At 48.6% G+C, this 14,536-nt stretch carries 13 protein-coding genes; 8 read left to right on the top strand and 5 right to left on the bottom strand.

From position 1 onward, the window contains the following. Position 1 precedes the first annotated feature (1 nt). The 4 genes from ACXAGQ_RS24015 to ACXAGQ_RS24000 all read right to left on the bottom strand — a co-directional run bounded on the left by ACXAGQ_RS24015 (position 2) and on the right by ACXAGQ_RS24000 (position 3,563). Positions 2 to 1,447 carry an ATP-binding protein gene (locus tag ACXAGQ_RS24015; protein WP_475257337.1) on the bottom strand — a complete coding sequence of 482 codons (1,446 nt, stop codon included), beginning with the start codon at positions 1,445 to 1,447 and terminating at the stop codon, positions 2 to 4. A 28-nt stretch (positions 1,448 to 1,475) separates the two neighbouring features. Further along, positions 1,476 to 2,201, bottom strand: a complete 726-nt coding sequence (locus ACXAGQ_RS24010; protein WP_475257335.1) for a response regulator — start codon at positions 2,199 to 2,201, stop codon at positions 1,476 to 1,478. A gap of 224 nt (positions 2,202 to 2,425) precedes the next feature. After that, the gene (locus tag ACXAGQ_RS24005) at positions 2,426 to 2,632 is read right to left on the bottom strand and encodes a DUF3283 family protein (protein ID WP_475257334.1); all 207 of its coding nucleotides are present in this window, start codon (positions 2,630 to 2,632) and stop codon (positions 2,426 to 2,428) included. 157 nt (positions 2,633 to 2,789) lie between these two features. After that, positions 2,790 to 3,563, bottom strand: a complete 774-nt coding sequence (locus ACXAGQ_RS24000; RefSeq protein WP_475257332.1) for a hypothetical protein — start codon at positions 3,561 to 3,563, stop codon at positions 2,790 to 2,792. Between the two features lie 146 nt (positions 3,564 to 3,709). Here ACXAGQ_RS24000 and ACXAGQ_RS23995 point away from each other — a divergent pair, with 146 nt between their 5' ends. Then, positions 3,710 to 4,165 (top strand): GNAT family N-acetyltransferase, encoded by a 456-nt coding sequence (locus ACXAGQ_RS23995; protein ID WP_475257331.1) that lies wholly within the window; start codon positions 3,710 to 3,712, stop codon positions 4,163 to 4,165. 71 nt (positions 4,166 to 4,236) lie between these two features. On the opposite strand, the gene ACXAGQ_RS23990 is transcribed toward ACXAGQ_RS23995, so the two are convergent. Next, positions 4,237 to 4,755 carry a porin family protein gene (locus tag ACXAGQ_RS23990; RefSeq protein ID WP_475257330.1) on the bottom strand — a complete coding sequence of 173 codons (519 nt, stop codon included), beginning with the start codon at positions 4,753 to 4,755 and terminating at the stop codon, positions 4,237 to 4,239. Between the two features lie 39 nt (positions 4,756 to 4,794). On the opposite strand from ACXAGQ_RS23990, the gene ACXAGQ_RS23985 reads away from it, so the two are divergent. From ACXAGQ_RS23985 to tal, 7 genes are all read left to right on the top strand, one after another. Further along, complete coding sequence (locus ACXAGQ_RS23985; RefSeq protein ID WP_475257329.1) at positions 4,795 to 6,258, top strand: amidohydrolase family protein; 1,464 nt, start codon at positions 4,795 to 4,797, stop codon at positions 6,256 to 6,258. A 451-nt stretch (positions 6,259 to 6,709) separates the two neighbouring features. Continuing rightward, on the top strand, positions 6,710 to 6,880 hold the full coding sequence (locus tag ACXAGQ_RS23980) for a XapX domain-containing protein (RefSeq protein WP_107300564.1): 171 nt from the start codon (positions 6,710 to 6,712) through the stop codon (positions 6,878 to 6,880). A gap of 65 nt (positions 6,881 to 6,945) precedes the next feature. Beyond that, complete coding sequence (gene deoD, locus ACXAGQ_RS23975; RefSeq protein ID WP_317522342.1) at positions 6,946 to 7,656, top strand: purine-nucleoside phosphorylase; 711 nt, start codon at positions 6,946 to 6,948, stop codon at positions 7,654 to 7,656. Between the two features lie 372 nt (positions 7,657 to 8,028). Then, on the top strand, positions 8,029 to 9,519 hold the full coding sequence (locus tag ACXAGQ_RS23970; protein ID WP_475257328.1) for a transposase: 1,491 nt from the start codon (positions 8,029 to 8,031) through the stop codon (positions 9,517 to 9,519). A 191-nt stretch (positions 9,520 to 9,710) separates the two neighbouring features. After that, a complete protein-coding gene (locus ACXAGQ_RS23965) occupies positions 9,711 to 12,596 on the top strand; it encodes a hybrid sensor histidine kinase/response regulator (RefSeq protein WP_475257327.1) in 2,886 nt (961 codons plus the stop codon). A gap of 78 nt (positions 12,597 to 12,674) precedes the next feature. Next, on the top strand, positions 12,675 to 13,181 hold the full coding sequence (locus tag ACXAGQ_RS23960; protein ID WP_475257325.1) for a DUF3016 domain-containing protein: 507 nt from the start codon (positions 12,675 to 12,677) through the stop codon (positions 13,179 to 13,181). Positions 13,182 to 13,542: 361 nt separating this feature from the next. After that, positions 13,543 to 14,493 carry a transaldolase gene (tal, locus tag ACXAGQ_RS23955; RefSeq protein WP_475257324.1) on the top strand — a complete coding sequence of 317 codons (951 nt, stop codon included), beginning with the start codon at positions 13,543 to 13,545 and terminating at the stop codon, positions 14,491 to 14,493. The last annotated feature ends 43 nt before the right edge of the window (positions 14,494 to 14,536 follow it).

Below are 14,536 nucleotides of genomic sequence, written 5' to 3'. Positions count from 1 at the left end.
CTCAATCTTCTTTCAACAGGCGGGGAATATACACTTTGACTTCCAAACCGCCATCTACCGCATTATGAATAGCCATATCTCCACCATGGGCATGGATAATATTTCGGGCGATACCCAACCCCAGGCCATGGCCTTCGTCATCCATCGCTACCCGTACATAAGGCTCGAACACCGCTTCGAGCTTATCTTTGGGGATACCCGGGCCTTTGTCTTTAATGATCAAAATCAGCGAGTCTTTCTCATCCACGATGATCAACCTCACTTCATCGCCGTATTTCACACCGTTATCAATCAAGTTGCTAAAGCAACGCTTGAGCGCCAAAGGCTTCCCCATCAAAGGGGCAATCTTCGTTGGCGGGATTGCCACCTTGACGTGATGCTGGTTATGCCGCTCAGCGATGCTAAATAGCAGCTCTTTCAAATCAACTTGAGCCAAGTTCTCATGCAAATCGGTATCTTTTACTGTCTGCAAAGCCCCTTTGACCATCATCTCAAGCTCATCGAGATCACGGTTGAATTTCTCCACCTTGGCATCATCATCGATCAGCTCAGCGCGGAGCCGCAAGCGAGTGATTGGTGTTTTCAGGTCATGGGAAATGGATGAAAACAAATGCTCGCGATCATCAATATAGCGCTGTACCCGCGACTGCATCCGGTTAAATGCCCGGGTCGCCGTTACCAACTCTGTCGCCCCTTCTTCTTTCAGGGGCGGCTGGTAAATATCAAAGCTCATGGCATTGGCAGCATAAGCCAAGCGTTTCAACGGTTTGGTCTGGCGACGGATCATCAAGAAAGTAAATACCAGCAACAATGCGGTCATGAACACCATGAATACCAGCTGCTGACCGGTAATGATCTCATCTTCCAGGGTGACATAAGGTGCCGGCAGCAGTGCCGCGATATACAGCCACTCGTTTTCAGCCAGCTCCAGCTGCACCACCAAAATCGGCGGGTTGAACGGCTCAAGGCTGAGGGTATAGTGCGCCCAGGAGCGAGGCAGATCGCTGAGCAAGATATCATTTTTCAGTACGTGCAATGTTTCAGGGCGTGAAAACTCAACCCTGATCACATCCAGCCGTGGCAGTTTTTCACTGAGGACTTCTTCAAAGGCCCCGACCGCGGTTCGCTTCATCAAGGAGTCAGCAATAGGGTCAATCAAAATCTCTTCTTGGTTGAAAGAGACAAAGAAGCGGGTGCCCCCCATATTGCGCAGCTGGTCGAGCACAATATGGCGGTATTCCAATGGTAAGGATTGGAAGAAGGTCACTGTCGAGGCAAACATATTAGCCATACTGGCAGAAGCCGACTGCAAGCCTTCCAAATCACGTTGCTTTGACTGCCCATACCAAATACTTGTTGCAATGACCTGGGCAAGAAATACGGCCAGGAGGGTAAACCACAGTGTGCGGGCCAGCAGAGATTTGGGCCACCACTTTCTTATATTCATAGATAAACCACCTGCTGTACGAGGGAAGTTATTCCTCGTAAGTTACCTCAGCATTGAACGAATAGCCGTTACCGCGGATTGTTTTGATAAGGCGCTGCTGGGTTCCCTTGTCTCCCAGACGCTGGCGCAAACGGCTCAGCTGAACATCAATACTGCGCGCAGATGGGGTTGCCTCACGACCACGGGTAGCAAATGAAATAGTGTCGCGATCCAGCACCTCGTTGGGGCGGGTCAAAAACAGCATCAGCAGGGCAAAATCACTGCCGCTAAGCTCATAGTCTTTTTCTTTGTCCAAATCGTACAGGCGCTGTGCCGCCGTATCCAAACGCCAATTTGCAAACCGGATAGCCTTCGGTGCCGACGGCATTTGCTGGGCTTCGGTTGGTTTTACCCGGCGCAGCAGAGCCTTGATACGCGCCATCAGCTGGCGTGGGCTGAATGGCTTGGCAATATAGTCATCGGCTCCCAGCTCAAGGCCAATGATCTGATCCATTTCATCCGATACAGCAGTCAGCATAATAATCGGCACATCAGAAGTTTTACGTATGTATTGGCACAGGGTAAAACCGTCATCACCCGGCATCATCACATCCAGCAAGATCAAATCAGGCGTACCCATCGCCAGCCAACGTTTCATTTCCTCCCCTTCAGCAGCGGTAATAACGGTAAACCCCGCTTTGGTGAGGAATTCGTCCAACAGCTCACGAATTTCCTGATCATCATCAACAACAAGAACCTTCTTGCTTGTGCTCATTATCTCTTCCTTCTGCCCTAGCATGGGCTTACCCAAGCTCGACTACACATTCTTCAGGGCAACATCATGCCAAAAAGCAATATATTAGCGCCAAATACATACCAGTGCGCTAACATATCAAACTGAATCAAAAAAGGCGCGTACCGCGCCTTATAATCATGATCTGAATAGATAAAAATGCCAAATCCAGCAAACGTTTGCTATCAGCCCTATACGGCTAACGCTTAAGCGACACCCATTTTGATCTTGTATTTAGACACCGCCTGCTCGAAGAACTCACGCTCGTCGTCATCACCGATGTTATTGGCAACTTCAGCAAAGACCTCGTAACCTTTCTTGCCGTTCTTTACCTGCCAAACGGAATAGGCTGCTTGCTTATCCAATTCCACCCGGTTTTTCTCTGATTCTGAAAGCAATGTCAAATTATGCATGGTATTAATCCTACCCCGATCATTTTGATGGCGATTTTATCCCAAACCCCAGTGATTCCCAAGGCACTCTTGCGGCAGGATGAACAAAAAAGCCCGTCGATTCCCCGATGAGCATCAAGGGAAACCACAGGCTGTTCAGGTAATGGGGCCGCGTCGCTTAAAAGCCGAGCAACCACTTAAAAGTAATAAAGAAACCAGCGACCACTACCATCGTCAGGGCGACACTGGCGACAGGGCTCAATGTCGCCGCACAGGGGTTATTTATTGCATCGGCCAGCGAGGGCTCGTTAAAGTCTGTTTTCTTTTGTGACTGGATCAGCTCGTTGACATAATGCTCAATGGTATCAATTGACTCTTCTACAGAATCAATAACCTGGGCACCGAGCCAACGTTCCTGGTCAATCAATTGCTGCGACTCAACATGGCGTACACCGGAAAAACGCCCGGTACGGCGATCGACAACTGATACTGCCATATACCCTTTATCTTCACTCCATACCCAGCAAGGAAGGTAATTGCCTTCAATGTTTACCTGGCTAGGGAATGGGAAGCGAGCATTGCTGACAATATCTAGCAGCTTGTCTTTGGCATCGCACAAGGTATGCAACTGCTGCAGGCACGTTTCCAGCCAATACGGGAAGTTATTTCTAAAGGCACTTTGGCGCAGCGGGGCAAGGCGGGCAGCCCCCCGAACAACAAACTCTGTGATTTGCTGGCTAACATCGCTCTGGTTAGGCCAACAACTCTCGGCAGAAACCATAGGCACCGTTAAGCGTTGGCAAATTGTGCCTTTCGGGGAGACCAGCTTCAACGCCTGCTGGTTGTCATCAACCGAGGGGAGGTACTCAATATGCCAAGGTTTGGCGACTTTTCGCATAACAGCCCGGTATACCTGCTCAACAGTCGATTGGTAATGTTCATGGTTGCTCATTGGTCACCTCCGGGCGGCTATCTGACTAACCTCATTTTACAATTAAACTGCATTCATATTGGTGATCAGAATCTTGTTTTAAAAAAGAGGTAAAAAACATCACAATGCGTTAGTATCAAACAAAATTTATTGATTACTCACCGATTATGCCGTCACTGACTTTTCAGAAAACACCCACCGATTCCGCACCAATGGCCTTGCTGCTAGAAGCCGATCCCAGCGAAAAGCAAGTACTGGCATACCTCAGTGGTAGCGATATTTATACGGCCTTATTCGAAGAGAAAACCATCGGGGTCTGTGTATTGCAACCCCGAACAGCGACCACGTTAGAGCTAATGAACATCGCTGTAGACCCAAACCACCAAGCACAAGGTATCGGCCGCCAGTTATTGCAATTCGTTATTGCGGAATCCAAAAAGCAACACGCCAAAGAACTCATCTTGGGAACCGGGACATTTGGTTATCAGTTAGCGTTCTACCAACGTGAAGGGTTTCGGGTAGTTGGCATCGACAAAGATTTCTTCTTGGACAATTACGATGAACCCATCTTTGAACACGGCATCCAGCACAAAGATATGCTGAGATTACAACTTATTCTTTAACTCCCACCACATTAGCCAACCAGCTATAGACCAATGTGGAGGGTATCCTTCCGGAAACGAAAAGGGCAAAATTAAAGACCAGCACTGATCCCGAACAAGATAGAGTTATTGGTCACATCGCCCATATCCCGGTACTCATAATTCAATGACAAATCGATAAATGGCAACATGGTGAAGACGACCCCGGCACCGCCGGCAAAACCCCAGCCATCATCACTCTGCCTTGGCTGCCCCGACTGATCAACATCATAGTCGTAATAGTTAGTCCCGAGCTTGCCGTACACACTGCCGATCACCAGTGGCAAATCCGCCCTTAACGTTAACGGGAACGACGTATAGTCAATTTCATTTTTGGCGATTTGGTTTGGCGCATCAACATCGGCACTTCCCTGTACCACACCAGCGTTGATGCTAAAAATATCATTGATATGGTAAGCACCATTAATCCCGTACTCTACCCCGGTATCATCATTGCCCCTATATTCCACCCGTGCACCACCGACTGTCGCGCCAACAGAAAACCCCAATAAATCCGCCGAAGCTGGCGCTGCACAAAATAACAATGTCGCCACTAACCCATTTTTTTTCATGCTTCTGTCCTTTGAATAAAATCTAACCGCCTCATTAATATGGGTAGTGCGGTTAGCAGCAAATTACCAATTCTATTGTTGTTTTCCGTGCAGCGGCTCAACCATGCCTATACTCAAAATGCTGGTTTTGATTTTGCCCTGTCTCATCGGAGGTTCACCCCAACTATGCCCATCAGTTTAAAATCAGCTCTAAAGCCTCTCCTGTTCTTTATTAGCGCACTCATAATGACGGCTTGCGACAGTACCGACGATACTCCAGATGCCGATACCATCTATTTCAACGGCAATATCCTCACGCTCGACAATCACTCAGAAAAAGTCACCGCAATCTCATTTAAGAACGGCAGGGTGCAAGCTATCGGAACACGTATTGGTGTCATGCGCCACCAAGGGGATCTCACCGAAATCATAGATTTGAACGGCAAAACAATGGTCCCTGGCTTCTTTGCCGGTAATAGCCACTTCTCCCAACTGCTCACGGACACAGGCGATATAGAACAAGTACAAACCCTATTTGCCAGCCAAGGCATCACGACACTGGCTGATGTTGGAATTAATCAAGAGGCGCTATCTACCTTGCAGAGCCATGCCAACGCCAATAAGCTGGTGTTGGATATTATTGCGATCCCCAATGTCAGCGAGATGGAAGCCATAGTAGACAGTGATCAAATCAACTTTGGTCAATATAGCAACCGACTCAAAGTACCTGGCTTTTATCTTGCCCTTGACGGTAAAGCTAGCGATTACTCCGCCTGGATGGCCTACCCCTATCAAGACAACCCTGCTTTACCAGAATCAAATTGGCGTAGTGAACCGCAGGTGCCGTTTAGTGCTTTCCAAAACACCTTTCAACTTGTGGTCGAAAATGAGCTCCAGCTATTTATCCATGCGATGGGCGATGCCGCTATTGATGCGATCATCCAAGCAGGCTATGACCTCAAACTTAATGCTGGGCAAGATCAACGCCATGTCGTAGTCATGTCCCGGTTCATGCGCAACAACCAACTGCAACAATATGCCAAACTGGGATTGGTCGCCTGCTTTGACACCAGCAATATTTATCAAGAAGGTGAAGATGATATTGAAAAACTCGGCCTTAGCCGGGCAAATGGGCAGAGTCCAATTAAGCAGGCTTTAGAGGACGACTTACCTGCTAGCAGTATTTGTTTTCCTGGCCCGACGCCTCCCGATACCATTTTCACGCTCTGGTCTTCAGTCAACCGGGTGACCGAAGATGAAGAGATCATGGGCAGTGGTTTAAGGCTGTCACCACTGCAAGCATTGGAAGCCATGAGCGAACAAGCTGCATTTCAGTTTTTCGAAGAAGACGCTAAAGGAGAATTGGTGCCTGGTAAACTGGCCGACGCAATCATCCTCTCTGATAATCCGATGTCAATTGCACCTGGTTTGATTCGGGATATCGAAATTATCGAGACTATAAAGCAAGGCAAGACTATCTATCGCCGTCCCTCCACCGCAACCTCAGAGGTTGATAAACCATAAGACTCATCATTAATAGAGTAAAAAACGCCAATAAGTCAGCACAGCACACCATTAAAAATGAGTGATTGTGAGCCCATCTAAGTTTCTCGCCGCAATGAAATCCATTACAAAGTCACATTTTTACTCATACGGTTTCAGTGTCTTTGCATCTCGGATGGACAAGTTCAAATCACCATAAAAATCGCAATAAATCAATATTTTAAACAATAATTTCTTTTGTTTTTTATATCTTTTACCAGCAATTTACGCAAACGATACCCCTCACTCTTTCAACAGATATAGTAATCAAGAATGTTTTTTTGATGAACAGCTCAGTAAAGTGTGATCAGGATCGCGAGATCCAAAGACCCCCTTGCTTACACTTTATCCATCAAAACGACAACGCAATCTAAGGCGCCAAACAGAGCTGCCATCCAGCGTCGTCATACACAATGAATATGAGGGTAAACACATGAGTGAGATTCTGCTCGCGACTTTTGCAGGATTAATCGTTGGTCTATTTTTCTCGGCCATCAAACTTCCACTGCCAGCGCCACCGGTACTACCTGGCATTATGGGAATCGTCGGTGTTTACCTTGGCGGCGTTGCCTACCAAAGCATCGTTGAACGTTTTTTCTCTTAAACACACATTTTTACTAAACGATACAGCGACAATATAACGTACAAACAACATACCTGGAGTGAATTATGGCTACCCCACATATCAATGCTGAACTTGGTGATTTTGCAGAAACAGTCCTGATGCCAGGCGATCCGCTGCGTGCAAAATTTATTGCTGAAAATTACCTAGAAGACGTTCAACTTGTTTGTGACGTTCGTAACATGTTCGGTTACACCGGCACTTACAAAGGCCAGCGTGTCTCTGTAATGGGCCATGGTATGGGTATTCCATCATGCTCTATCTACGTTCACGAGCTGATCAAAGAGTTCGGTGTGAAGAACATTATCCGCGTAGGTAGCTGTGGTGCGGTACATGACGACGTTAAACTGATGGATGTCATCATCGGTATGGGCGCGTCAACAGACTCGAAAGTCAACCGTATTCGCTTCAACAACCACGACTTCGCTGCAATCGCTGACTTCGGCCTGCTAGAGACAGCTGTAAACGAAGCGCGCGCCCAGAATGTTCCTGTACGAGTTGGTAATGTTTTCTCTGCTGATTTGTTCTACAGCCCAGAAGCTGACCTGTTCGATAAAATGGAAAAGCTAGGCATGCTAGGCGTAGATATGGAAGCAGCAGGTATCTACGGTGTTGCTGCTGAGCTGGGTGCAAAAGCACTGACTATCCTGACAGTTTCTGACCACATCAAGCGTGGTGAAAAACTAAGCTCAGAAGATCGCCAGAAATCATTCGCGCAAATGATGAATGTTGCTCTGGAAACAGCTATCAAGCTGTAACGAACCTACCTGTGGCCGGTGTAACCCCGATTCATCGGCCACGCCTTCATGCTCCACCTCGGTATGCATTCATACCAATACCATTTGTTTAGATGGTATCGGTATGACAGAGAGCGAGAATTATTAGTCTCTACAGCATCGTTTTGCCTTGCTATCACGCAGCTCAAAATTTTGTAAAATGTGGCGTCTTACACAATTTGAATGGCCCTCTTATTGAAGGCCGGCGCAGATAATAAGTCAAAAGCCCGTTGTAGACACTAATGGTACAGAGCAGGGAAACCTGCTCTGTACCACCCCTCTAAAGGGCTCCCCCTACCAGCAATTACACATAACGCGCTTGTTGCTTAAGCCCATGGATAAGGTTAGGCTGACATGATGAATACACGCCGCATCGACAACCACGCTTCGTTACTTCCGCAGTCTTGTAACGGCCATCAACTCAATCATTGCAAAACCGTCAGTTGCAATAATTTCGGTTCAACAGACACCCATAATTACGTTCTCCAGCGGAACAACCCAACCAAGCCGATGCTGGTTTGCAAAGAATGTGGCGCTTTCCCGCCTATCATCAATAACCATGATGTTGTGGAAGAAGCCCTACGATTAAAACAGCAGCAGAGCAGCGGGATGCCAGCGTGCAGCAACCCTGAGTGTGAAAACCTCGGGCGACCTGTGCTGACCCATCGCCACCTATATCACGCCTTTGGCTTCAGCGGCGATCGCCAGCGCTATCGCTGCAAATGCTGCCAAGCAACTTTTGTCGACCGCTGGTCGGGATTCAACGGCAAGAACCAAATACAGCAAAAGCTATTGGCGATGCTGTTTACAGGCTATCCCGTAAGGGATATCTGCCGTCGCCTGAGCATGAACCCGAAGTCGTTTTACGACCAGCTATCACATATTGCCAGTCGCTGCCGCCGGCAACTTGCCATGTTCGATGCCCGCCTGGTCAAGCATGCTCCGACCCTCGCACTGGCTTCCGATATCAGCAATTTACAACCCAATAGCGAAAACGGCGTATTGTGGGTGGCGAGTTGTGAGGCCGAGTCCGGTTATGTCCTGGCTCAAGATATCAACTACCAGCCTGACGAACATGAAGAACGCAGCGAATGGCATGACCCGTATACCAATGGTGCCCGGTTTATGGCCGCGCCTCCAGTCCGGCTTGTCGAAGCGCCATCATTGCAGCCCCAAGGCTTGCTTGCCCATATCGATGCCGTCTACCGGGAAATCATGGCGAGGCCGAACTTCGAAGACCCTTTATCAAGCAAGCCTCGATTGAATTACCCGTCCAAAGGCTGCCTGATCAGACCGCAATACACGGTTTATGCCCACTATATGCACCTGCAACAGATGCTCGCGCACAATGAAGAGCTGGCGATTTATATGCCGCAAGAAACCTTGCTCCGCTCTGCCTGCATATCTATCTTCTGCGATCGCATCAAAGACAAGACCATACATCCGATCTATGTAGAATCAGATCCTCAGTGGCAGCATGGCCAAGCCGCTGGCCGTATCGATATCGTGCTCATGGGTTGGTGGCGAGACCGCTGGGCCTTCACGCGCCATGATGACATCAGTAAAGGGATCTGCCATTTAGGCGGGCAGAAGGATAATGAAGGGAAGTGGCTTGAAATTGCCACCCATAAGGAAATCACCCGCTACCAGCAACGCTTCCAAGACCAGTTCAGCCAGTTTATCAACGAACCACGGCGTAAGCTGCGCCCTGGGGGTCTGCTGCCATTACTCGACATCTACCGTGCCTGGCACAACTTATGCCACCAAGACAAAGACGGCGTGACCCCTGCGCAGCGAATGGGGTTGGTTGCCAACCCGCTGACCCTAGAGCAGCTGCTTAGCTAATCGGGTTTCTCGCTTCTGTTCTGCAGAATCATACCTTCCAAGCCAATAATGATGGGGAGATCCAATTTCTCCCCTTCCTTTTCACATTGCGGTTGATAAGTTCGTGGAACATATATCACACTCCTAGTTACTAATGTCTTAAAGGCGTCACACCTTTCAAGCGCCTACTGCAACGAAATGGATGTTCACGGATGATACCCAACAGAATTAAGCCGATTTTACTCGGGAGCATGCTGTTTATCGGCATTGTACCGGCTTTTATATACAGCTGGCTCAGTAGCGACAAGCTAACGACAGTGGCGACAGAACAGATAGCCAAGGGCTTAAGCAGCCGGACAGAATTGGCAGCCCATAACCTTGATGACATCCTTGACCAGCGCCTGTTGAGCATCCGCAAGCTGGCCAGCTCACCGGTTTTCGACCTGCCAGTACAGGAGCATGGCATTGAGCACTCCGAGGGGCAACTCACCTTCATTAGCAACTACCTAAAAGAGCTGACAGAGGTTGACCCGAGTTTCAGCCAAATTGACCTAATCGAAACCCACCAGCAAAGATTCACGGTTGTCGCCAGCTCAGCCCAACGCCAGAATTCCGATTTAGCTATTACGCTCGAGCAGGCAGGCTTCACCAACATCATTGAGCAACTCGCGAGCTTAACCAGCGGGGATATCCGGCTGCTCATGTCCCCGCCGCAGTCTCATAACGATCTTGCGTACCTGTATATCATCAGCACAGTCACCCATCAGCACCATATCAATGATACCCACGAAACATTCTTGGTGATCAGGTACGAGCTCAACGAGCTCAACGCACAGCTGACCTTCCTAGGGGAGCGGATCAGCGACAGTGACTACATCATGCTGATCAACGACGAGGCGCAAGTCATCTTGTCCGGGCGCCACCAAGGCCAGCAGCTGGCGATATTTGATGACTTTCAAGCCTACTTCAACCAGCAGGATCATTTAGCGCAGTACGGAGCAGAAACTAACAACCCTAGTGACCTCCGCCGCTTTACTAACCGGCAAGGGCAGGCAATGGTCACCACCGTCGCCCCACTCACTGTCCAATTGGCTGGACAGGGCAACTGGTACCTGGCATCCATCTCGCCTGAGCATACTGTTACCGCGGTCATCGACTACCTACAGCAATATTTCATGCTAGCGCTGTTGCTTACTGCGGGCATTGTAGTCGTATTATCGCTCATGCTTACCCGGCACATCACTGCCCCTATCGCCGCGTTGACCCGGTTTGCCGCCCAGTTCAAACTCGGCAACTACAGCCGCAGCAACAATTTCAAAGGCCCCCATGAGCTAAATGTGCTGCATGATGCGCTAAACCAAGGGGCTGACAAGATAGCCTACGACACCCAGCGCCTTAACCAGGCTCTGCGCAAAGCAGAATCCGCAGACAGGGCTAAGTCGGCTTTCCTGGCTAACCTCTCCCATGAAATCCGTACCCCGATGAACGGCATGCTCGGATTGTCCCAGCTACTGCTCAAAACCGATCTCAACCAAGAGCAAGAACAACATTTACGTACCCTGCTTGAATCCGGTAAGCACATGATGACCCTGCTTAACGACATTTTGGATTTCTCCAAAATAGAGCAGGGCCAGCTGCAACTTGACCCCACCCATTTCTGTTTTACCGATCTGGTTGGGGCAATAGAAAGTACCTACCACTCACTGGCAAAAGAGAAAGGTATCCATTTTGTTATCCACTGTGATTTTGACCGTCGCCAATGGTTTTATGCAGATAAGGCGAGGATTCGGCAGATACTGTTCAACTTGATCAGCAATGCGCTCAAGTTTACCGAAAAGGGCAATGTCTCCGTTTCCCTTTCTTTAACCAACACGCAACCAAACGGTGAGCAGTATCTGCATATTGAAGTCGCCGATACCGGAATTGGGATCCCGGCAGATAGGATCAACACTATTTTCGACCCGTTTGCCCAAGCAGAGGCATCAACAAGCCGGCGCTACGGTGGCACAGGATTAGGGCTAAGTATCGTCAAGCAACTGGCGCAGCTAATGCAAGGGCAAGTTTCCGTATCCAGCGAACAAGGTGCAGGCTCGACTTTCCGTGTCAGTGTCGTGCTTCCCTCCGGGCAGTACACCGTCGAAGAAAGCAATGAAGCGGACTTCGACAGCCAGGCTTTTGCCAATCTCAAGGTGCTGATTGTTGAGGACAACCACCTAAACGTGTTGATTATAGATAGCTTCCTCAAACAACGGGGCTTTATTACATCGACGGCAGAAAATGGGGCAGAAGCTTTACAGGTGCTGGAAAGCCAGGCTTTTGATCTGATTTTAATGGATAACCATATGCCGGTTATGGATGGCATTGAAGCAACACAGCGGATCCGCAAACTGCCATCACCCGCTTGTGAAACACCTATCTTCGCCTGTACTGCCGATGTATTTGCCGAAACCCAGCGCAATATGCTTAAAGCTGGTGTCGAATGTATGATCACCAAGCCTTTGGACGAGCGTAAACTGGTTGACGCCCTGCAGCGTTTCAAGCACAAAATTACCCGCATGGCCGCCCTTCACGCCCAATACGATGTCCCTCGCAATGAAGGCAGCAAGCCCACAGCCGAAGAACAGCCGCCGGCTTTTGACAGTATCCATGTTGACCGGGATTGCTCGCCCGCCAGTTCTTCAGCCATTGAAATAGCGCAAAGCGAGCAGGGTGGTAACCAGCTAGATCCAGCGAACTTCCACTACATCGAACTGCCCCCATTGCTGGACATGATGGACAACGACCAAGCCATGGCCTCTCAGTTTCTACAAATGTTTGCCGCCGAACATGGCCGTGATGTCGAAAAACTAAAGACAGCGATTGAACAAGAGGATTTCGACCAGGCTATTCTGGTCAGCCATTCACTCAAAGGGGTTGCAGGAAGTGTCAGTGCGAACCGGGTACACCAATCAGCTATGGCAGTAGAAAAGCAATTGAAGAACAAGCAGCGGCCAAGTGCGGAAGATATTAACGATTTATATCAAACATTGGCGGCAACCATCGACGAAATACAGAACCAGCTAGGGCATGTCGAAGATATGGATGAGTTTTTGCTTTAGCGCAAATTTATAAAATCACAGCTACACTTTTTATCTAAGGCCATTCTTTGAATGGCCGTATTAAGGAGAGCGCTGAACATGTCCAGTCGATTCGCACTACCGATCCTTTTAATCCTATTGCTTCTTTGTTCTCAGCATACCCTTGCTGATCAGCAATTTACATTTGATCAGGCAACCGTTAGCTGGCGAAATGTCGACCAATACCGTGATATAAAAGCAGCAGATCAAAGTCAGGCCCGCTTCGAGGAAAGAGTCCTCAAAACATTATCGGATGCTTTCGCCAAGACCGCTGAGCAAAATCTCAGTGCAGGGCAAATGCTCAAAATTGAGGTCACCGATCTCGATTTGGCCGGTGAGGTACGGTTCCGCGCGCAACTTGGCAAAGAGCTACGCGTGCTAAACGATGTCACCCCACCTCGTATCACCTTTAGTTATCAAATCATGGAAGGTGACACCGTTATTCATCAAGGCGATGAAAAGCTCAGCAACCTTGGTTACCTCAGCAGTGTTATAGGTCCTGCCAAAGATCGCCCTTTCGCCTATGAAAAGAAACTCATCGAGCAGTGGGGGAAGAAAGCACTATAGGTTTACAGCCTTGCATCCATAGCGCTCACAGCCAACACAAATGATCATAATGCAGATCATATGCTCACTCCATAGACCATTGTAATCCGACTTAAAACCCGCAATACAAATTAGAATATCCACTCGAATATACTCTCCAGTGAAAATTTTGAGATCAACGCACACTTTGCGCGGTTTTTTGATTGACAAAATATGCCAAAACGCTAATTATCGAAGCATCAATTGTTCTTATGCGATCCATCTGCTCATAAGCCATGTTTTTGGCCTGAAACAGAAAGATTAAGAAAATGTAATTATACCTTTGCCAGCAGGATTTTTAGCTAGCATTGAAACAAGCCCAACGAGGATAAGGTCGGAAGATATGAGTACTAAACTGGAACAACTGCGCGCGCTAACAACTGTTGTTGCTGATACTGGTGATATTGAAGCTATTAGTAAGTACAAGCCTGAAGATGCGACCACTAACCCATCTCTGATCTTGAAAGCGGCTCAAATTGCAGAATACGCTCCTCTTATCGAGCAATCTATCGCTTACGCCAAAGCACAAAGTGACAATAAAGAACAACAAATCCAAGACACTTGTGACATGCTGGCAGTGAGCATCGGTAAAGAGATCCTTAATGTGGTTCCGGGCCGTATCTCAACGGAAGTTGACGCGCGTCTTTCTTACGACACCGAAGGCAGCATTGCCAAAGCGCGCCAGCTGATCAAAATGTACAACGATGCCGGCATTACAAATGACCGTATCCTGATCAAGCTCGCTTCTACTTGGGAAGGTATCCGTGCTGCCGAGGTACTAGAGAAAGAAGGCATCAACTGCAACCTGACGCTACTCTTCTCATTCGCTCAGGCCCGCGCTTGTGCCGAAGCGGGTGTTTACCTGATTTCTCCATTCGTTGGCCGCATCATGGACTGGTACAAGGCTAAAGAAGGCCGTGACTTCGAAGCTGCTGAAGATCCAGGTGTTATCTCTGTGACTAGCATCTACAACTACTACAAAGAGCACGGCTACAACACTGTTGTTATGGGCGCGAGCTTCCGTAACACAGGTGAAATCCTTGAACTTGCAGGCTGTGATCGCCTAACTATTAGCCCACAGCTACTTCAAGAGCTTGAAGATGCACAAGGCGAAGTGGTTCAGAAGCTGGTTGCTGCGACTGACATCAAAGAGCGCCCAGCGGCGATGACTCACGCAGAATTCCTGTGGGATCACAACCAAGATGCAATGGCCGTTGAGAAGCTGGCTGAAGGCATCCGTAACTTCGCTATCGATCAGGGCAAACTAGAAGCCATGATTGCAGAGCGTCTGTAATCCTACAGATATAATTTTAGAAAGCGGCCATTTGCCGCTTTCT

Source organism: Photobacterium sp. ABD4_091, assembly GCF_056160145.1.
This window is presented reverse-complemented; position numbering and strand designations above follow the sequence as displayed.

Excerpts from the sequence above, each read along its gene's own strand:
- ACXAGQ_RS24015 (WP_475257337.1), bottom strand. The coding sequence starts at position 1,447 with ATGAATATAAGAAAGTGGTGGCCCAAATCTCTGCTGGCCCGCACACTG.
- ACXAGQ_RS24010 (WP_475257335.1), bottom strand. The coding sequence starts at position 2,201 with ATGAGCACAAGCAAGAAGGTTCTTGTTGTTGATGATGATCAGGAAATT.
- ACXAGQ_RS24005 (WP_475257334.1), bottom strand. The coding sequence starts at position 2,632 with ATGCATAATTTGACATTGCTTTCAGAATCAGAGAAAAACCGGGTGGAA.
- ACXAGQ_RS24000 (WP_475257332.1), bottom strand. The coding sequence starts at position 3,563 with ATGAGCAACCATGAACATTACCAATCGACTGTTGAGCAGGTATACCGG.
- ACXAGQ_RS23995 (WP_475257331.1), top strand. The coding sequence starts at position 3,710 with ATGCCGTCACTGACTTTTCAGAAAACACCCACCGATTCCGCACCAATG.
- ACXAGQ_RS23990 (WP_475257330.1), bottom strand. The coding sequence starts at position 4,755 with ATGAAAAAAAATGGGTTAGTGGCGACATTGTTATTTTGTGCAGCGCCA.
- ACXAGQ_RS23985 (WP_475257329.1), top strand. The coding sequence starts at position 4,795 with ATGGGTAGTGCGGTTAGCAGCAAATTACCAATTCTATTGTTGTTTTCC.
- ACXAGQ_RS23980 (WP_107300564.1), top strand. The coding sequence starts at position 6,710 with ATGAGTGAGATTCTGCTCGCGACTTTTGCAGGATTAATCGTTGGTCTA.
- deoD (WP_317522342.1), top strand. The coding sequence starts at position 6,946 with ATGGCTACCCCACATATCAATGCTGAACTTGGTGATTTTGCAGAAACA.
- ACXAGQ_RS23970 (WP_475257328.1), top strand. The coding sequence starts at position 8,029 with ATGATGAATACACGCCGCATCGACAACCACGCTTCGTTACTTCCGCAG.
- ACXAGQ_RS23965 (WP_475257327.1), top strand. The coding sequence starts at position 9,711 with ATGATACCCAACAGAATTAAGCCGATTTTACTCGGGAGCATGCTGTTT.
- ACXAGQ_RS23960 (WP_475257325.1), top strand. The coding sequence starts at position 12,675 with ATGTCCAGTCGATTCGCACTACCGATCCTTTTAATCCTATTGCTTCTT.
- tal (WP_475257324.1), top strand. The coding sequence starts at position 13,543 with ATGAGTACTAAACTGGAACAACTGCGCGCGCTAACAACTGTTGTTGCT.